The following is a 19,013-nucleotide window of genomic DNA, read 5'->3' on the forward strand; positions in this document are numbered from 1 at the left end:
AATAGAAAGAATTATTTAGATATGTACGATAGTGGCACTGAAAGCGCTTAAATCGAATTAATTGTTTCGATTTAAGCTCAAGCCGAAACAGGGCAATGACAAGAGTCCTCCAATCTGAGCACAGGCCTCAAGTCCATCGGCCACAGTGCGCAGCGTGAGATTGCTGGTGCCCCTCAGCTTTTGACTAACATTCGCCAATGAGGTGCTCAGCCGCTGCTGATCATCAGTATCTTTGTGGTGGTATTTCTGGAGATACACCCTTTCCGGGACGGCAATAGCCAACTCAGGACACGATACGAACGGCGACACCCAATTGGCAGCCGTGGTTGGTATTCTTTCTGCGCTCGCTTGCAGAGCAGGTGCGCCGCAAAGAGAAGAAGGTCGAACGAGAGAAAATTGTGCTGGCTGCATTGCCGGAGCTGTCGTTGCAGATCATCGAGTTCGCGCGCGAGCACTGGCGGGTCACCAGATCCAACCGCAATACCTTGAAGCAGTATTTTCGCAGCTTGGTCGATCGGTGCCATCTCAGCCAACAGGGTGGTGGGCGCGGAGTCTGGTATGAGCTGAAGTAATGCATGAGCAGTACAACACTTAAAGTGCTTGACCACTACAACTGCCGCCACTACATCAGCTTGAGAAACGCCGCCACATACAGCCCCAACTGCCCCACTCGTGTTTGACGATAAAGCCCAAGCTGGTACAGGCCAATCACGCGCCCCCATGGCGTACGGCGCTGTCGCACTTCGGCGAAGCGCGCCATGAGCGCACGGTTTTCCGGGGTCATGTGCTCGGCAATGCCTTCCAGTGCGTGCAAGTTCTGGGTATTCCAGTCACGGAAGCGAGCTCGCAGCAGCTGGCGCACGCGGTGCCAGCGCGAGGCTAAGGTCCATTGCGCACCAATCGCGTTGTTGCCGTGCTGGCGATACAGCACCGTGGGCTCCTGGCTGTAGAACACCTGGCCACCACAGGCGGTCACGACTTGGTAGAGCGCCCAGTCGTGCCAGACCGGCATGGCATGAGCGCCGAGCTTGGCTAGCAGGTCGCGAGCCGCGAGATTGAAGACCATGGTGTTACCTGAGGCAATGTTCTGGATCAGGGCGTTTTGAAATGACGATTGCCGCGGATGATGCGGAGACCAGCCGATGGGCACACCTGCGGCATCAATTAGGCGTGTACGGGAGGCGTAAAGCGCCGGCACATCAACGGGCACAGCGGCCAGAAAGCGCAAAGCACGTGCCAGGTGATCCGGCGCCCAAAAGTCATCCTGATCAGCCAAGGCAAAATACTCTCCCGTGATCGAGACATCGTTGATCAGGCTAAAGAAGTTGCGGACAAAGCCTTCAGCAGGCCCTGATCGCCAGGACACTTGAGGATGGTCAGTGGCATAGCGCTGAAGCACTTCGCAACTGCCATCCGAGGAGCCGTCATCGGAAACCACAAGGATTGGCATGCAATCTTGCTGCGGCAAAATGGAATCTAGCTGTGCCGGCAGATAGCAGCCACCGTTGTAGGAGCAGAGGAGTACAGTTACAGGCACCATCTAAATACTCCGTAAACAGCACGAGTTAAGCTGTCGAGTCGAACAACGCGGAAACTATCCGACCTTACTGCTCACCACGCAAGACCGGGCATTAGGACGGGCAGAGGACTCAGGCGACAATCTGCCCAGCAAAAGGGTAGTTCAATGCCATTCTCGGCAGCGCTTAGTGCGGTTGATTATCGCACTTCTGTGAGCCGACCGTGCTCCAGCGTGAAGATCCGATTACAGTATTTTTCGATTAGTGACGAATCATGCGATGCAAATACGAATATGCGCGAGGCACGAATCATGTTGCTGATACGCGCCTCGCTCTTTTCGCGAAAGCCAGCGTCTCCGGTGGAGAACATTTCGTCGAGCAGAAAAATCTCTGGGATGACCGCCGTGGCCACAGCGAACATGAGCCGCATAGTCATGCCTGAAGAGTAGGTGCGCACAGGCATCTCCAAGAAGTCGCCCAGCTCCGTGAATTCCTCGACCTCAGGCGTCAACGCATTGGCTTCGGCATAGCTCATACCCATCATCAAGCCCAAGTTAATGATGTTGTCATAACCGGTGAGCTCAGGATCCAGACCCGCGCCAATCTCCAGCACTGTAGCCACCTTGCCCCGACGCCGTACGAGCCCTTTTGTGGGTGGGTAGATACCAGCCATGGCGCGCAGCAGGGTGCTCTTACCCGCCCCATTGTGGCCCACCAAGCCCACGGCATCACCGTCGTGCAACTCGAAACTCACGTCCTTCAACGCCGTGATTACTGTCACATTAGCGGCATTACGCTCGATCATTCCACCTGTGGCTACACGGGCTAAGTGGCTGCGCAGACTCATACCATGAGAGTCGTAGATAGGATATTGCAGTGTCACGTTGTCGAAAATCATGTATGTCATATCAAACCCAGAATGCGATGCGACGACCGGTCGTCTTCATGACCCAGAACGTGGCTAGACCTCCGACCACCAACATGCCCACTAGCACCGGCAGCGTGTTAGCGTGCGCAGCCTGACCGAGCAGTGGTGCTCGCACACTTTCAATGAAATACGAGAACGGGTTAGCCCAGATTAGTGCTTGGGCATTGGGCAGCTTGTCGGCTTTGAACATGACCGGCGTAATAAAGAACAGCAACGGAATGAATGACTGGACTGCCAGCTCCACATCACGAAAACGCGCGCCAACGAGGCCCAGAAGGCAGATGACCCAGAATAGGTTAGCAATGACCAACCCCATGGCCAGCAGAGACTCCAACAGCCCCCACCCAAGCGGAAGATGAAAATACCAAATGACACCCGCTAAGATGAGCAGGTTGTGCAGAAAAGTAATGACATGCTTGGCCAGCAGACGAAATGCGAAAAACCAGATCGGCATGGGCAGGTTACGAATCATGCGGCTTTCACGACTGAATGCTCCAGGGGCATCCATGAGACAGGAAGACACTAGCTGCCAAACAATGAGGCCAATGGCCAGCGTAGGGACAAATTCCTGCAATGACAATTTGAACAGACTAGCCCAGATGACACTTAGGCCGATGACCCCAATGAAATTCGTGAGAACGATCCAAAATGGACCAAGCACACTTTTCTTATAGCGAGCCTTGGTATCTGCCCAGGCCAGATAAATGGCGTTAGTTAGTAGCGTAGTTTTCAAAGAGAGAGCCTTAACAGTTTTTTGCCACAAATATAAATTATAACAAAGCCCGCTGTGTCAGGCGAACGGCTCATTTGTGCAATTGCATCTCTGCGAGAAGCTTTCCCCTTTCCAAGATTGGCTATTCTTGCGCGTCGGGATCACCGCAACAACATCAAGCGACAATATCACTACAATCAGAAAGTGTTTCTATAGATTTCATCCATGCAATAGTGGATTGAAGCCCCTCTTCGAATAGGGTGCGCGGTCGCCAGCCCAGCTCACTGTCGGCAAACGCACCGCAGAGAATACTGACTGGCACGTCAACTTGACGGCTCGGCCGATATTCTACCGGAGTGTCGGCTCCAAGTAGCCCATTAATCGCAGCGACGATGTCACTAAGGCTACGACCCTCTCCACTGCCTATGTTAAAGATACGCCCCGCACCCTGATGAGTGGCAGCTAGCATCAGCGCCTCAATCACATCATCGATATAGATGTAATCTCGAGTAACGCTGCCATCTCCCCATATCTCGATTGGCTTACTGGCCAGGGCCCGACGCATAAAGGCGGCTATGACACCCTGACTCTTCTGCGCCGACTGGTAAGTGCCGAAGGGGTTGGCAACTCGCAGCACACGATATTCCAACCCGTAAAGATATTCGTAAAGGCCAAGGTACTTCTCGATCGCTAGCTTGCTGATACCGTAGGCAGTGATCGGGTTGGTTGGCGCTGTCTCCGGCGTCGGCACCTCGCCTGGAATGCCATAAATGGTACCGCCGGAGGACACAAACACCACCCGACGCACGCCAGTCTCACGACAGGCATCGAGCAACCGCAGGGTGCTTGCGACATTTGCGTTGAGATCAGCGACCTTGTCGACGTTAGCACTAGCCGGCGTGGTAGCGTTCACCAAATGGAAAACCACATCGCAGCCGGCGATAGCTGCAGGCAGAGAAGTGGGATCGGCAAAGTCCCCCGGGATCCAGTCACAGCCGCGCAACGCCTCAGGGAACGATTGACGGCGACCAAAGGCCCGCAGGGAGTCGACCCGCCCTACCAAGGATCGGCACAGATTGGTACCGATGAAGCCGCCAGCGCCTAGCACTGCGCAGCGTAAGCGCGACAGGTCGACAGTGGCGCTGGTCATATCACGCTCTCCAGTGTGTCTAGGCTACGCAGAATATCACCAACCTTGCGGGCTTCCACCTGCCAATCGGTCGCGGCGGCTGTGGCGAAGCCCGCCTGTCGCAAGCGCTCCGCCTCGGCCGGGTTCTCCAGCACGGCGAACAGCGCGTCAGCCAGGGTCTCCACCGTCGGCACAGCAAGTCGGGCATTGCCGTCGTGCAGTAGCCATTCAGTGCAGGGGGCTCTGTTGCTCACCACCGGCGTACCACAGGCCATCAATTCTAATGGCAACAGAGATAGGTTAGTGAATGATAGCACCAGCGCCACGTCGCACTGGCTATACAGATCAGGCAGCGCGTCTAGGCTGAGAGTGCCGGCATTCTGGTGGGCGAACGGAATGTGGTAATTGGAGATATCCCAGCCGGCAAAAACCACTTTCACATCCGGCAAACGGCGCGCAACTTCATCCAGAGCAAGCAGCCCCATTTCAAAGGCGCGGCGCTGAGTCGGCGGCCTGGCATAGAAGAAGATGCGGCGGATTTTCGGCTCTTTGCGCTTGCGTGGAGCATATAGGTGGCGGTCGAAAGAAAAGCCGAAAGCCTCGGTCCGCATGCCGAACTCGGCCGCCAGCTTGTCCTTCAGCCATGTGCCAGCAGTGATACCGAAGAAACCGAAGCGATAGGTTTCCTCTGCCCACTCATATTCGGCCCCAGCAGCGTAGAAATACGGCTCATAATCTTGGACGAAATAGCAGCGGTGGACCGTGGGCTGAAAGCGGCGCACGTAATAGGCCGTGTGCCAGCTGGTGGCGATGGTGATGTGGGCAGGCGGCACCGACTCAATGCCCAGGTAGACCTTGCCCCTCAGCGGGAAGAACCAGTCATTGATCTGCTTGCGTGCCTGATCCGCTGACAGCGGCTGCGGATCACCAACCACCACGATGCGACAGTCAAAGCCTTCCTTCTCAAGGAATTTGACGAATCGGAAGATATTGAGGTGGCCGCCAGAGCCGTAACCACATGGCGGCACCACCCAGTTAATGGTCGTGCGCGGCACGCTGTCAGGCACAATTGGGGAGCCAACCGGACGATTATGTACGAAATCGTAGTGGTCGATAACTCGTGTTTTTGCTAGCAGCCCACCACGGCTGCTGCGCAACTTCTGCATAATCAGCGCCATAAGTGCACCAACGCCATTCTGGCGACCGTAATGCAGCGCAGCGCGGGAACGGCGTAGCAGCATGTGAAACTTCGAATTGAATGTCATTGGGCTTCGCCTCTCCCATCGGCTGCATGCAGCCCCAACATCAGTCTTTTATCGCGTGACAGGCGTTGACGCAGCCCCTCAGACAAGCGGTCACCATAGGAACCCAGATAGTGCCCCGCCAAGCGCATGAAATTGTCGAACGGTGCCCGAAATACAGCCATGGTCTGCATACCGAATAGTCCGTGGCGGCGTGCGTATGTCATGTCGCGATGGGTCAGCGCTAGCCACGAGCGCATCAGAGACCAAGGCCCAGCGCACATCACATAACCGAACAGGCGGCGGAAAGCATAGGCCTCATCGAAGCTACGCTGCAGCCGCTCAAACAGAGTATAGTTATGGCTATGCACCACCACGGCATCTCGGGCATAGACCTTCTTGTAGCCGGCCTCGATGATCTTCTTTGCCCAAAATTGGTCTTCGGCGAAATCCACGTCCGGGTATGGCAGCATCTCCCACACGCTGCGCCGGATCAGCGCATTATTATCGGAGAAGAAGTGCAATATCTGGCGGTAGCCTTGGTCACGGGCGTAGCGTTCGGGGCTGTCCATCTGCACCACTTGCCACGCGTCAAAGCGGGCGAAATGCAGCTCAAGTTCATGGGCAGTGAACGGATTGGCATCGGGATAGGCGATATGTCGGCCAAAAACGCCCGCGATAGCCGGATCCTGCTCGATCGCCGCTACCATTGCCTCAAGCCACTGCTCGTTTACTGGCAACGCATCCTGGGTGATCAGCGCAACAAACTCTCCCCGCGCCATGCTGACACCGAGATTACGGGTTCTGCCGTGCCCGAATTCCTTCGGCGGAATGGCATGCAAGCGCACACCAGGAAAGCGGCTACAGACCTCAGGGGTACTATCGCTCGATCCCGAGTCAATAACCAGCACTTCAAAAGGCCATGGCGTGCACTGTGAAACCACACGCTCCAATACTTTTTCGAAGATAGCTCCACCATTCTTGGTCGGGATCAGTACGGTAACTTTGGGGACTATGGAAGTCACATTATTTGTCTCATTTGGATGCATGTAATCTTTTCCATGAAAAAGCCACTGCTATTACCAAAGACTTTCGGCTCTAAAAAGTACATCGGGTATTACGACTCGAATTACTTGCATCACTTACTTGCCGACCAGCCCCTTCAAATACTGACCATAAGCTGTCTTGCCCAATGCATTGGCCTGAACCAACACCTGCGCCTTGCTCAGCCACCCATTCGCATAGCCAATCTCTTCGAGGCAAGCCACCTTCAAGCCTTGGCGATGCTCGATGGTCTGCACATACATGCCGGCCTCAAGGAGACTGTCGTGCGTGCCGGTGTCGAGCCAGGCAAAACCACGGCCCAGCCGCTCCACACGCAAGTCGCCACGCTCAAGGTAGGCATTGTTCACTGAAGTGATTTCCAGCTCACCGCGATGCGATGGCTTCACCGCCTTGGCAATGTCGATGACATCGTTGTCGTAGAAATACAGGCCGGTCACGGCATAGCTGGATTTTGGCTGCAGCGGCTTCTCTTCAATGGAAATGGCTTTACCACGCTCATCAAACTCCACCACACCAAAGCGTTCAGGGTCACTCACCCAATACCCAAACACCGTGGCACCGCTTGGCTGCGCTACCGCACGCTGCAACTGCTCGCTGAAGTGCTGACCATGAAAAATATTGTCGCCCAATACTAGGCAAACCGGGCTCTCACCAATGAAGTCTTCACCAATCAGAAACGCCTGCGCCAAGCCATCCGGATGCGGTTGTTCGGCGTAACTGAACTGCACACCGAACTGCTCGCCTGTGCCCAGCAATTTGCGATACTGCGGCAGGTCATCTGGCGTGGAAATGATCAGAATTTCACGAATACCCGCCAGCATGAGCACTGAAATGGGGTAGTAGATCATCGGCTTGTCGTAGATAGGCAGAAGCTGCTTGCTCACGCCCAGCGTGATGGGGTGCAGCCGAGTGCCGGAACCGCCGGCAAGAATGATTCCTTTCATGTGAGCTTCCAAGCTTCTTTCTTGTGGCGCGGATTGTAGCAGAGCCAAATAAAGCTGGCATGTCCAAATTTCACGGCGCCTTAGCTTTTAGCCTAGCGAAATTAATGACCTATCTACTTAGCCACAGGCTAGGCTGGGCTAGATATGACCGCGCAAAACCGCGCGCTAAAACCATAAAAAAGCCCGCGAATCTCTTCGCGGGCTTTTTAAACCGCTCGATCACCCGCCAAAGCGGGCTCTCGCCGAGCCTTACACCGAGTAGTACAGATCGAATTCGATCGGCGATACGAAGGTGCTTACGCGACGCGCTTCTTCGGTCTTCAGTTCGATGTAGGCGTCCAGCATTTCCTTGGTGAACACGCCACCCTTGGTCAGGAACTCGTGGTCGGCCTTGAGGGCGTCCAGAGCCATTTCCAGGTTGTGAGCCACGGTTGGGATCTTGGCTTCTTCTTCTGGCGGCAGGTCGTACAAGTTCTTGTCGGCTGCGGCGCCTGGGTGGATCTTGTTCTGGATGCCGTCGAGGCCAGCCATCAACAAAGCAGCGAAGCACAGGTATGGGTTAGCTGCTGGATCCGGGAAACGGGCTTCGATACGACGACCCTTCGGGCTGGCGACGTATGGAATACGAATCGATGCCGAACGGTTGCGAGCCGAATAGGCCAGCATGATTGGCGCTTCGTAGTGTGGAACCAGACGCTTGTAGGAGTTGGTCGCTGGGTTGGTGATGGCGTTCAGCGCGCGAGCGTGCTTGATCACACCGCCAATGAAGAACAGCGCCATTTCCGACAGGCCGGCGTATTCGTCGCCAGCAAACAGGTTCTTGCCATCCTTGGAGATGGACATGTGAACGTGCATACCGGAACCGTTATCACCAACGATGGGCTTAGGCATGAATGTCGCGGTCTTGCCGAACGCGTGAGCGACGTTGTGAACAGCGTACTTCAGCACCTGAACTTCGTCAGCCTTACGTACCAGCGTGTTGAATGTCACACCGATTTCGGACTGGCAGGAAGCCACTTCGTGGTGCTGAACTTCAACTTTGCCAACGCCCATCATGGCTTCAATGGCGGTGCACATGGCAGCGCGCAGATCCTGAGCGGAGTCAATTGGCGGTACGGGGAAATAACCACCCTTCACGCGTGGACGGTGACCGGTGTTGCCACCTTCGTAGTCATTGTTGGTCGACCAAGCGGCTTCTTCAGCGATCATCTTATGCGACGAACCCGCCATGCTGATGTCCCACTTTACTTCGTCAAATACGAAGAACTCAGGCTCTGGGCCGAAGAAAGCGGTGTCACCGATACCGGTGGACTTCAGGTAGGCTTCAGCGCGCTTGGCGATGGAGCGTGGGTCACGCTCGTAACCTTCCATGGTGGACGGCTCGATAACGTCACAGGTCACAACAACCGTGGACTCTTCAAAGAAGGGGTCCATGAAAGCGGTTTCTGGATCTGGTAGCAAAATCATGTCGGACGCTTCAATGCCCTTCCAGCCCGTGATCGACGAACCGTCAAACATTTTGCCGTTAACGAAGGTTTCTTCGTCAATGGTGTGGGATGGGTAGGAAACGTGCTGTTCCTTACCCTTGGTATCGGTAAAACGGAAATCGACCCACTTGGCTTCGTTTTCCTTGATCAGTTTCAGCACTTTGTTCGACATGTTTAGCTCCTCCACAGAGCATTGCACAGACTTTGATTTGAATTCGTCGGGACACTCAGGCCGCGGCCCGTTGGTTAGAACGGGAGGGCGTGCCAGCATCACTGGACGGTTTTAGCAAATTGCGTGCCACGAAACCAGCACCCACAGTTGCGCCAACTCGGTGCATAAGCAGCTCAATAGTCACCAAAAAAGTGCAATTAATCTGTATATGCCCCAATTTGGTGCAAATTGCTCGCTTTGCACACAGCTTAACCGGCGCAGAAGCATAGCATTGATTGAGTCTACACTGCAGACCCCTTAGTCTAGGCAGCGAAAACTTCCCTCTGCGTTTAACGAGCCTAACGGTATGACCGATTGTATTTTTTGCAAAATCGCTAATCATGAAGTGAATGCCCGCATCGTGTTTGAGAACGAGCGCGTGGTGGCCTTTCACGATTTATTCCCGGCCGCACCCACGCACTTGCTGATCATCCCGAAACAGCATTTCACGACGCTCAATGATGTACCGGCCAGCGAGGCTGCGCTGCTTGGCGAGCTCATGACCACAGCCACTGCGCTGGCAAAAGAGTATGGCTTCGCTGAAGAGGGCTACCGAGTGGTGATGAATTGCAATCAGGATGGCGGACAAAGTGTGTATCACATTCATTTGCATCTATTAGCCGGTCGCCGACTCAGCTGGCCTCCGGGCTAAACCCAAACAAGAGATCTAAACTCATGCGCCGTTACACGTTTTTTGATCGACTGATTGGCGAAGCCGACAAGGTGCTGCGCACGCTCGCACACGACGCCGTGTCCGCCAGCCGAGCCTCACCGGCGGAGCATTTACCCGAAGCGGGATTAAGCGCAGAGGAACAGCGCCAAATCAGCGGTTTCATGCGCATCAACCATACCGGCGAAGTCTGCGCGCAAGCGCTCTATCACGGCCAAGCCCTCACGGCCCGCCTACCCACGGTGCGCCAAGACATGGAGCACGCGGCGCAGGAAGAAGTCGACCACCTCGCCTGGTGCCAGCAACGTCTCAACGAGCTCGGGGCATCGCCCAGCGTGCTAAACCCCGTTTTTTATGCCGCGTCGTTCAGTATTGGCGCCTTGGCCGGCATGGCCGGTGACAAGTGGAGTCTGGGATTTGTGGCAGAGACCGAGCGTCAGGTCTGCGAGCATTTGCAGGGGCATCTCACGCGCTTGCCGTTAAACGACCTGCGCACGCGCGCCGTTCTAGCGCAGATGCATAGCGATGAAGCAGAGCATCGCGACATGGCCCTGAAAGCTGGGGCAGCCACGTTGCCCGAGCCCATTCAAAAAGCCATGCAGGCAATGTCGACGGTGATGACGGGAACAACGTACTACCTTTAGGCAGCAATCATCTCGTAGCTGTGCGTGATCACCACGCCGGCAGCCTGCAACATGATGGAGGCCGAGCAGTATTTCTCGGCCGACAGCTCCACGGCACGCTTCACCTGCGCTTCCTTCAGATCCGTTCCGGTCACCACAAAGTGCACATGAATTTTCGTGAACACGGCTGGCACGGCATCCGCACGCTCAGCCTGCAGAACCGCTTCGCAGTGGGTGACTTGCTGGCGTGATTTTTTCAAAATGGTCATGACATCAAAACTGGTGCAGCCGCCCATGCCCATCAGCATCATTTCCATGGGACGGGCACCGAGGTTGCGACCACCGAGATCGGGCGGGCCGTCCATAATAACTTCGTGACCAGAGCCGGACTTTGCCTTGAAGCTCACTTCGCCATTCCACGTAATTCGTGCTTCCACAGTAAGAACCTCGTCTCAAGACCAGAAAGTATTTACATGCGCATAGGCGCGAATTTTATCGTCACAACTGAGTAGCGTGGCACCCAACAAACGCGCCGTCGCCACCAGGAAACGATCTGCCGGATCTTTGTGAAAGTCACCGGGCAAGTTCACCGACTCCACCGCTACGCGATGATCAATGGGCACAAAACGAACCCCGTTGATAGCCTGCACCAAATCCAGCCAATCGCTGACGGGGCGCGATAACACCAGGCGATCTCGAGCCACCAGCTGCGCTATTTCCCACGCCGAGATCGCGGAAATGAGTACAGCGTTCTCGGCCAGATTTTGACAAATCAGCGTTTCGGCTGACTCAGGCAGGCGAGCATCGCCACTCACCCACCAGATCAGCGCATGCGTATCGAGCAAGATCACAGGTTGGCGTACCAGTCCACATCCACCGGCTCCAGCGGATTGTCATAGCGCAATACCGTTTCGCGCAGCATCAGCAGGGGATCTTGCGCGGGCTGGCAGGGGCGAAGCTCCAGCGTGGGGCGACCATGATCGGTGATGATCAGTGACTGGGCGCTGTCTTCAACCTGACGACACAGCTCCAGCGCGCGGGCCTTGAATTCCGTTTTCGATATCTGAGACAGATAGGCCGACATGGCTCGCCTCCAAAATGACTACTTCAAATAGTCAGTATAGGCTCAGAAAAATAATTCCGCCAGTTTCTCGCCCGGCTCTGGAGCGCGCATGAACGCTTCGCCCACAAGGAAACCATGCACAGCGTTATCGCGCATGCGCGCCACGTCATCGCGGGTGAAGATGCCGCTTTCGGTGATTACGGTGCGGTCACGCGGGATATCGCCAAGCAGGTCCAGCGTGGCCTGCAGGCTGACCTCGAAGGTGTGCAGGTTGCGGTTATTGATGCCGACCAGCGGGCTGCTCAGCGGCAGCGAACGCAACAGCTCGGCACGATCATGCACCTCGATCAGCACATCCAGCCCCTGTTCGATGGCACAGGCGTTGAGCTCCTGCAACTGTGCATCCGACAAGGCCGCGACAATCAGCAGCACGCAGTCGGCGCCGAGTGCCCGCGCCTCGATGACCTGATACGGGTCACAGAGAAAATCCTTGCGAATCACCGGCAGATCGCAAGCAGCACGCGCCTGCTTGAGGTAGTCATCACTGCCTTGAAAGAAGTCGACATCGGTGAGCACTGAAAGGCAGCTAGCACCACCTTTCTGATACGACTCGGCGATGGCTGCGGGCTGGAAATCCGCACGGATCACACCCTTGGACGGCGATGCCTTCTTGATCTCAGCGATGACGCCGGGGCGGCCGGAGGCGATGGTCGTCTGCAAGGCGCGAGTGAAGCCACGCACTGGGTCGGCCTCACGGGCAAAGGCCTCTTGATCCTTCAGGGAATGACGCTTGCGACGTGCTGCGATTTCTTCGCGCTTACGCGCCATGATCTTGTCGAGAATGGTGCTCATACGGCTGGGCTCACGTCGGGCTTTGAGGCAATAAGGCGCGCGTAAACAAGCGCAGGTCATTGAGTTTTTCCAGCGCCTGACCCGTGCTAATGACATCCTCGGCGAGGGCTACGGCCAGCTTCCAGCTCGTTGTGAGGCCGGCAACATAAATTGCCGCACCGGCATTGAGCGCGATGATGTCCGCAGCCTTTCGGCCCTGTTCGGTAGCTTGCTTGCCGAGAGCATCGAGAATGAGTGCCAGCGATTCTGTCGAATCGCCCACCATGAGCCCAACAAGGCTCTGGCTGGCAACACCTAAATCTTCCGGCACCACGCTGTATTCCTTCACGGCGCCATTTTTCCACTCCGCCACATGCGTACGCGTGGCGAGCGATACCTCATCGAGGCCATCGGACGCATGCACGACCAGGGCATGGACGCTGCCGAGACGACCCAGCACTTCGGCCATCGGGCGGCAGAGTGCCGGATTGAAGACACCGACCACCTGACGCTGCACAAAGGCCGGATTGGTCAGCGGACCCAACATGTTAAACAGGGTGCGTAAGCCGATCTCGCGTCGCGCACCAATGGCATGCTTCATGGCGCCGTGATGATTCACGGCAAAGAGGAAGCCGACGCCCACGGTGTCGATGCAACGTGCGACCTCTTCCGCGCTAATCGCGAGATTAATCCCAGCAGCTTCCAGCAGGTCGGCACTGCCGCTCTTCGACGACACGGCGCGATTGCCGTGCTTCGCCACGCGACCACCGGCCGCCGCAACGACCATTGCCGCCGCCGTGGAAACATTGAATAAATTGGCCCCATCGCCGCCGGTTCCCACAATATCGACCAGATACTGCGTTTGGCTGATGTGGACCGGCGTTGCTAAGTCGCGCATCACGCGGGCTGCGCCTTCGATCTCATCGATAGACTCGCCCTTCATGCGAAGCGCCACCAACAGTGCGGCAATCTGTGCATCACTGCACTGCCCACTCATGATGGCTTTCATCACATCCTGCATTTCGGCGGTATTGAGGTCGATGCGCTCGACTACGCGGGCCAGCGCCTGCTTGATATCCATGCGTTTGAAACTCAGCGCGTCTGTGTCAGAAAGTTTTTCAGCAGAGCATGACCCTGCTCGGTGAGGATGGATTCCGGATGAAACTGCACGCCTTCCACGGCCAGCGTCTTGTGGCGCAGACCCATGATCTCATCGACAGCACCGTCTTCGGTTTGCGTCCACGCGGTCATTTCTAAACAAGCCGGCAAGGTTTCTTTCTTCACCACCAGCGAGTGATAGCGCGTGGCGGTGAGCGGGTTGTTGAGGCCGGCAAAAACACCCGTGTCCTTGTGGAAGATCGGCGATGTTTTGCCATGCATGACCTGCCGTGCGCGCACCACATCACCACCGTAGTGCTGACCAATACTTTGGTGCCCCAAACAAACGCCGAGCAGTGGAATCTCGCCAGCAAACCGTGCGATGGCCGGGATGGAAATACCGGCCTCGGTCGGCGTGCAGGGACCGGGTGAAATCACCAGACGATCGGGCTTCAGCGCCGCGATTTGGTCGAGCGTGATTTCATCATTGCGATACACCACCACCTCTTCACCCAGCTCGCCAAAATACTGCACGAGGTTGTAGGTAAAGGAGTCATAGTTGTCGATCATGAGCAGCATGGTTCAGTCCTCCGCCTTGACCAGATTGGTCGAGGCCAGCTCGGCCGCTTTCATCAGCGCCCGCGCCTTGTTTTGGGTTTCCATCCACTCCAGTTCGGGAATGGAATCGGCCACAACACCCGCGCCAGCCTGCACATGCATCTGGCCATCTTTGAGAATGGCGGTGCGGATGGCAATCGCGGTATCCATGTTGCCGTTCCACGCCAGATAGCCGACCGCGCCACCGTAGATGCCGCGCTTCACCGGCTCCAGCTCGTCGATGATTTCCATGGCACGCACTTTCGGCGCGCCAGACAGCGTACCGGCTGGCAGCGTCGCCTTCAGCACATCGAGCGCGGTCACGCCCGGCTTCAGCGTGGCTTCGACGTTGGACACGATATGCATGACATGTGAATAACGCTCGACGGCCATCTTCTCGGTGACGCGCACCTGACCGATCTCGGCAACACGGCCGACATCATTGCGGCCGAGGTCAATGAGCATCAGATGCTCGGCGATTTCCTTGGGATCGGCGAGCAGCTCGGCCTCCAGCTCACGGTCGCGCTCCGGCGTGCTGCCGCGTTTGCGCGTGCCGGCAATCGGACGTACCGACACCTGACCATTTTCCGAGCGCGCGAGAATCTCCGGGCTGGAGCCGACGATATGGAAATCGCCGCAGTGCAGAAAATACAAATACGGTGACGGATTCAGATGCCGCAAGGCGCGGTACAGCGTCAGCGGCGGCTGCACAAAGGGCGCACTCAGACGCTGCGATGGCACCACCTGCATGATGTCGCCGGCCAGCACGTAATCCTTGATGCGATTCACCGCCGCCTTGAAATTCTGCTCGCCGAAACTGGACACGAAGTCCTGCTCGCGGGTGACCTGGCCGGGCACAAAGGCATCGACTGAGGTCTGGCCGCGCGGGGCACGAATCATCGTCACCAGTTCGCTCAGGCGCTGCTCGGCACGGCTCAGGGCATCCGGCTGCGACGGGTCGGCATGCACCACCAGAAACAGCGAGCCTTTGACCTTGTCGAACACCATGACCTCATCAGAGACCATGAAGAAGATGTCCGGCGTGCCGATGGGATCAGGCTTGACCACGCCGGCCAGTCGTTTCTCGACATAGCGCACGGTGTCGTAGCCGAAGTAGCCGACCAAGCCGCCGGTGAAGCGCGGCAGATCGCTCAGCTCGGGCACGCGATAGCGCTGCTGGAAGGTTTCGACAAAGGCCAGCGGGTCGGTCACGCTCAGCGACTCGGTGACCACGCCATCCACCTGAATCGTCACGTCATAGCCGCGCACCTGCAGCAAAATGCGCGCAGGCAGGCCAATCATGGAATAACGCCCCCATTGCTCGCCGCCGTGGACGGATTCAAACAAATAGGTATAGGGCTGGTCAGCGACCTTTAAATAGCAAGACAGCGGGGTGTCGAGATCCGCGAGGATTTCCCGGACTACCGGAATGCGGTTGTAGCCTTGCGCAGCCAGCGCGGCGAATTTTTCAGCGTTCATGAGCACTCACTCAAACAAAATCAGGACAGCACAACAGGCAATGGCGGATGCGTCACCATCGCCAACCGATGCTGCCAAGCTTGAGAAGCACGTCACACATGGCTGTAGCCTTCAGAATTAATGTGAGGAAGTTAAATTAACTCGGCCAAGGACGCAACCAAACGATCCGGCGCACAGGCTTCAATCGGCTCACCGTGATTGTAGCCATAGGGCAGCGCCAGGGACTTGATGCCTGCGGCTCTGGCGGCATCCACGTCGTTGCGGGAGTCGCCCACCATGAGCGCCTGCGCAGCCGTGACCTGAAAATGACGCAGGCAATGTAGCAACGGCTCCGGGTGAGGCTTCTTATGCACGAGGGTATCGCCGCCTATAACGATCTCGAAGGCATCCAGCAAATTCAACGCCTCCAGCAATGCCACCGCCGGACGATAGGGCTTGTTCGTCACGCAGGCGAGGCGAATACCTGCGCACCGCGCCGCCGCAACAAACTCTGCCACGCCCGGATACACCGTGCTGGCCTCACAGACGGAGTCTTGATAGCGCGCCATAAAAGCCGCCAACAGTCGCGCCTCTACCGCGTGCTTTTGTGGGTCTTGCGCGTGATGTGGCACCACATGCTGAAGTGCCACTTCGATTAGACGTGCAGCACCTCGCCCCACCCAGTCTCGGACTTGCGCCTCGGAGACCGAGCCCAAGCCGAGGTCCGCTAGCGCCCGATTCAAAGACAGCGCAATGTCGGCAGCGCTGTCGACTAGCGTGCCATCGAGGTCCATTAAAATAACTTGGGGCAGCTCACCGAACCAGTCGGCCAGGGGCTTCAGCGTGCTCATGAGAGCGCTCATGAGCGCACCGCCAGCGCCAGTTCGGCACGCATCTTGGCAATCACATCCGCATAATCCGGGGCATTAAAAATCGCAGAGCCGGCGACAAACATATCGGCACCCGCCTCGGCTATTTCGCGAATATTTTGTACGCCCACACCACCATCAATTTCGAGGCGGATGGCCCGGCCACTGGCTCGGATACGCTCACGCACATCGCGCAATTTCTGCAACGTACCCGGAATGAATTTCTGGCCGCCAAAACCGGGGTTCACGCTCATCAGCAAAATCACATCGACTTTATCCATGACGTAGTCGAGATAGTGCAGTGGCGTGCCGGGATTGAATACGAGGCCACACTGCGCGCCGCCATCGCGAATCATTTGCAGCGAACGATCGATGTGATCCGACGCCTCAGGATGGAAGGTAATAATGCTCGCGCCGGCCTCAATAAAGTCACCGATCAGGCGGTCCACCGGACGCACCATTAAATGCGCATCAATCGGCGCTGTCACACCATGCTTGCGTAGCGCCTTGCAGACCATGGGGCCTATGGTCAAATTGGGCACGTAGTGGTTGTCCATCACATCAAAATGCACCACATCGGCACCGGCGGCCAACACCGCATCCACTTCTGCACCTAAACACGCGAAATTGGCAGACAAAATGGAGGGAGCGATCAAAAAATCGGGCTGCTGAAGCGCCGGGTTTGCAGCGGCAACTAATGCCATAACGACCTCAAAATAAAATTAAATTGATCCATCTCGAATGGCTGCATCCAGGCTACGCAGACGTTCCGGGGTACCCACATCTACCCACGGACCCGGGAAGTACTCGCCACTCACCAAGCCATCCGCAATGGCTTCATGCAGTAAAGGAGCCAGCGGCCTAATGCCCCGCGGCAAGCCCTGAAACAAACTGGGACAATATACCGCGAGTCCGGCATAGGTCAGGCGCCTTCCCAGCGCAGTATCACGCGAAGATAACGCATAGCGCTCACCGGTGACGGGCTGAGCCTCTCCGCACGCCATCAGAAAGTCACCCTGCGGATGATGTGCCGGATTATCAACCAGTACCAAATGTGCTTGGCGACCCGGGGTCAGTGCAGCGCGCAGAGGCGTGAGATGTTTGCGCAACCAAATATCGCCATTGACCAAGACAAAAGGCTCATGACCCAGCTTGGGCAGCGCCTGCACAATGCCGCCGGCAGTTTCTAAGGGCTGGCCATCCGGCTCATGCGACCAGTGGATTTTCACCCCATAGCGGCGACCATCCCCTAATGCGGCTTCCAATTTATGACCCAGCCACGCGGTGTTGATGACAATGTCGGTAATGCTCGCCGCGCGTAATGCCTCAATATGCCAAACAATGAGAGGCTTGCCGCCCACCACAAGTAGGGGCTTGGGCGTGTTATCAGTGAGCGGTCGCATGCGTGTGCCCAAGCCAGCCGCCAAAATCATCGCCCTCACAAATAGCCTCCGAGTTGCTGATTTGCCTCCGGATAACGCGCCACATACGTTGGCAGCATCGCAATTAATAACTGATGCAATGGCTGCAATTCGTCGTAATCAGCGATTTCGTCTAGCAAGTAGCGATACACCAATGGGGTGTCTGCTAAGTAGCCATGCTTACCATCGCGCAAGCTTAAGCGCGCAAAAATGCCTACGACTTTTAGATGTCGCTGAGCGGCCATCCAGTCAAACCAGGCTTGGAACGTGTCTGCAGAGACCGAGGCATCCAGCGCATCATTGGCTAGTAGCTCTTCGCGGAACTGTTGAACCCAGCGTGCCACATCGGTGGCCGGCCACTGCACATAGGCATCGCGAAGCAAAGAGGCCAAGTCGTACGTGATCGGCCCGCGTACTGCGTCTTGGAAATCGATAATGCCGAGCTCACCTTGCGGCGTCAGCATGAGATTGCGCGAATGGTAATCGCGATGCACGAACACCGAGGGCTGTTGCGAGACACGTTCGGCAATGAGGGCAAACTGCTGCTCCAGTGTCTCTGCTTGCTCTTCGCTCAATTGCAACCCAAGAAATTGAGGAATAAACCACTCGCTTAGCAGCCGCATTTCCGTGAGCAAACGCTCACGATCGTAGCTGGACAAAAAATACTCTGGCGTGGACGGGCAAGATTGCATTTGCACCAGCGCGGTCATGGCTGCGCCGTAAAGCGTATTCACGGTGTCGTCGGCGAGTTCACTACGCAGCAGGGTGTCGCCCAAGTCCGTGAGCAACATAAAGCCTTCACTGGACGACCATGCAAGCACCTCGGGCACGCACAGGCCATGGCCGTGCAGCGCCTTGGCTAATGCCACAAAGGGGCCGCAATTCTCTTTTTCTGGCGGGGCATCTACAGCAATCAATGAGCCCTGACTCAGGGGCTGACGAAAGTAACGTCGAAAGCTGGCATCACCGGATACCACCTGCAGATCACCCACGGCAGGTGACCCATGGGGTTGGCGACTAAGCCAGGTCTGCGTCCATTCTTGAAGGCGTTGGGCGCGGGCATCTAAGGCCATCTTGGGATTTTCCTAGCTGAAAAGGGGCAATGACTCTATTATCCGGCAAATCCTGACATGACCCAACGACTCCTGC

22 protein-coding genes are annotated in these 19,013 nt (G+C 56.6%); 3 read left to right on the forward strand and 19 right to left on the reverse strand.

Annotated elements, in window-relative coordinates:
* Positions 1 to 326 precede the first annotated feature (326 nt).
* Complete coding sequence (locus AC14IB_RS03340) at positions 327 to 572, forward strand: hypothetical protein (protein ID WP_484230552.1); 246 nt, start codon at positions 327 to 329, stop codon at positions 570 to 572.
* 50 nt (positions 573 to 622) lie between these two features.
* On the opposite strand, the gene AC14IB_RS03345 is transcribed toward AC14IB_RS03340, so the two are convergent.
* From AC14IB_RS03345 to glnA, 8 genes are all read right to left on the reverse strand, one after another.
* Positions 623 to 1,540, reverse strand: a complete 918-nt coding sequence (locus AC14IB_RS03345; protein WP_484230553.1) for a glycosyltransferase — start codon at positions 1,538 to 1,540, stop codon at positions 623 to 625.
* Positions 1,541 to 1,716: 176 nt separating this feature from the next.
* Positions 1,717 to 2,424 (reverse strand): ABC transporter ATP-binding protein, encoded by a 708-nt coding sequence (locus AC14IB_RS03350; RefSeq protein ID WP_484230554.1) that lies wholly within the window; start codon positions 2,422 to 2,424, stop codon positions 1,717 to 1,719.
* Between the two features lies 1 nt (position 2,425).
* A complete protein-coding gene (locus AC14IB_RS03355) occupies positions 2,426 to 3,178 on the reverse strand; it encodes an ABC transporter permease (protein ID WP_484230555.1) in 753 nt (250 codons plus the stop codon).
* Positions 3,179 to 3,332: 154 nt separating this feature from the next.
* Positions 3,333 to 4,307, reverse strand: coding sequence for an NAD-dependent epimerase/dehydratase family protein (locus tag AC14IB_RS03360; RefSeq protein ID WP_484230556.1), 975 nt, complete (start codon positions 4,305 to 4,307; stop codon positions 3,333 to 3,335).
* Entirely contained in the window at positions 4,304 to 5,551 is a 1,248-nt protein-coding gene (locus tag AC14IB_RS03365; protein WP_484230557.1) for a glycosyltransferase family 4 protein, read from the reverse strand. Before AC14IB_RS03365 ends, AC14IB_RS03360 begins: the two co-directional genes overlap by 4 nt.
* Complete coding sequence (locus AC14IB_RS03370; RefSeq protein ID WP_484230558.1) at positions 5,548 to 6,576, reverse strand: glycosyltransferase family 2 protein; 1,029 nt, start codon at positions 6,574 to 6,576, stop codon at positions 5,548 to 5,550. Before AC14IB_RS03370 ends, AC14IB_RS03365 begins: the two co-directional genes overlap by 4 nt.
* Positions 6,577 to 6,669: 93 nt before the next feature.
* Entirely contained in the window at positions 6,670 to 7,536 is an 867-nt protein-coding gene (gene rfbA, locus AC14IB_RS03375) for a glucose-1-phosphate thymidylyltransferase RfbA (RefSeq protein ID WP_484230559.1), read from the reverse strand.
* A 249-nt stretch (positions 7,537 to 7,785) separates the two neighbouring features.
* Entirely contained in the window at positions 7,786 to 9,195 is a 1,410-nt protein-coding gene (gene glnA / locus AC14IB_RS03380; protein ID WP_484230560.1) for a type I glutamate--ammonia ligase, read from the reverse strand.
* Positions 9,196 to 9,541: 346 nt separating this feature from the next.
* Here glnA and AC14IB_RS03385 point away from each other — a divergent pair, with 346 nt between their 5' ends.
* Both AC14IB_RS03385 and coq7 read left to right on the forward strand, forming a co-directional pair.
* Positions 9,542 to 9,886, forward strand: a complete 345-nt coding sequence (locus AC14IB_RS03385; RefSeq protein WP_068857995.1) for a histidine triad nucleotide-binding protein — start codon at positions 9,542 to 9,544, stop codon at positions 9,884 to 9,886.
* Positions 9,887 to 9,909: 23 nt separating this feature from the next.
* Positions 9,910 to 10,548, forward strand: a complete 639-nt coding sequence (gene coq7, locus AC14IB_RS03390; RefSeq protein WP_484230561.1) for a 2-polyprenyl-3-methyl-6-methoxy-1,4-benzoquinone monooxygenase — start codon at positions 9,910 to 9,912, stop codon at positions 10,546 to 10,548.
* Here coq7 and AC14IB_RS03395 read toward each other — a convergent pair.
* The 11 genes from AC14IB_RS03395 to AC14IB_RS03445 all read right to left on the reverse strand — a co-directional run bounded on the left by AC14IB_RS03395 (position 10,545) and on the right by AC14IB_RS03445 (position 18,937).
* Entirely contained in the window at positions 10,545 to 10,964 is a 420-nt protein-coding gene (locus AC14IB_RS03395; RefSeq protein WP_484230562.1) for an OsmC family protein, read from the reverse strand. The genes coq7 and AC14IB_RS03395 overlap by 4 nt on opposite strands.
* A 15-nt stretch (positions 10,965 to 10,979) precedes the next feature.
* Positions 10,980 to 11,378: a type II toxin-antitoxin system VapC family toxin gene (locus AC14IB_RS03400; RefSeq protein WP_484230563.1), complete on the reverse strand. Its 399-nt coding sequence runs from the start codon at positions 11,376 to 11,378 to the stop codon at positions 10,980 to 10,982.
* Positions 11,375 to 11,611 carry a type II toxin-antitoxin system Phd/YefM family antitoxin gene (locus AC14IB_RS03405; RefSeq protein ID WP_484230564.1) on the reverse strand — a complete coding sequence of 79 codons (237 nt, stop codon included), beginning with the start codon at positions 11,609 to 11,611 and terminating at the stop codon, positions 11,375 to 11,377. The genes AC14IB_RS03400 and AC14IB_RS03405 overlap by 4 nt, the downstream gene beginning before the upstream one ends.
* A 42-nt stretch (positions 11,612 to 11,653) precedes the next feature.
* A complete protein-coding gene (trpC, locus tag AC14IB_RS03410) occupies positions 11,654 to 12,442 on the reverse strand; it encodes an indole-3-glycerol phosphate synthase TrpC (RefSeq protein WP_484230565.1) in 789 nt (262 codons plus the stop codon).
* A gap of 10 nt (positions 12,443 to 12,452) precedes the next feature.
* Positions 12,453 to 13,502: an anthranilate phosphoribosyltransferase gene (trpD, locus tag AC14IB_RS03415; RefSeq protein ID WP_484230566.1), complete on the reverse strand. Its 1,050-nt coding sequence runs from the start codon at positions 13,500 to 13,502 to the stop codon at positions 12,453 to 12,455.
* An 11-nt stretch (positions 13,503 to 13,513) separates the two neighbouring features.
* Positions 13,514 to 14,098 (reverse strand): aminodeoxychorismate/anthranilate synthase component II, encoded by a 585-nt coding sequence (locus AC14IB_RS03420; protein ID WP_068857990.1) that lies wholly within the window; start codon positions 14,096 to 14,098, stop codon positions 13,514 to 13,516.
* A 3-nt stretch (positions 14,099 to 14,101) separates the two neighbouring features.
* The gene (gene trpE / locus AC14IB_RS03425; protein WP_484230567.1) at positions 14,102 to 15,595 is read right to left on the reverse strand and encodes an anthranilate synthase component I; all 1,494 of its coding nucleotides are present in this window, start codon (positions 15,593 to 15,595) and stop codon (positions 14,102 to 14,104) included.
* Positions 15,596 to 15,726: 131 nt separating this feature from the next.
* Complete coding sequence (locus AC14IB_RS03430) at positions 15,727 to 16,425, reverse strand: phosphoglycolate phosphatase (RefSeq protein ID WP_484230568.1); 699 nt, start codon at positions 16,423 to 16,425, stop codon at positions 15,727 to 15,729.
* Positions 16,426 to 16,433: 8 nt separating this feature from the next.
* The gene (rpe, locus tag AC14IB_RS03435; RefSeq protein WP_484230569.1) at positions 16,434 to 17,147 is read right to left on the reverse strand and encodes a ribulose-phosphate 3-epimerase; all 714 of its coding nucleotides are present in this window, start codon (positions 17,145 to 17,147) and stop codon (positions 16,434 to 16,436) included.
* 18 nt (positions 17,148 to 17,165) lie between these two features.
* Positions 17,166 to 17,885 (reverse strand): N-acetylmuramate alpha-1-phosphate uridylyltransferase MurU, encoded by a 720-nt coding sequence (murU, locus tag AC14IB_RS03440; RefSeq protein ID WP_484230570.1) that lies wholly within the window; start codon positions 17,883 to 17,885, stop codon positions 17,166 to 17,168.
* Positions 17,882 to 18,937, reverse strand: a complete 1,056-nt coding sequence (locus tag AC14IB_RS03445; protein ID WP_484230571.1) for an aminoglycoside phosphotransferase family protein — start codon at positions 18,935 to 18,937, stop codon at positions 17,882 to 17,884. Before AC14IB_RS03445 ends, murU begins: the two co-directional genes overlap by 4 nt.
* Between the last annotated feature and the right edge of the window lie 76 nt (positions 18,938 to 19,013).

The organism is Perlucidibaca sp. (assembly GCF_057084925.1).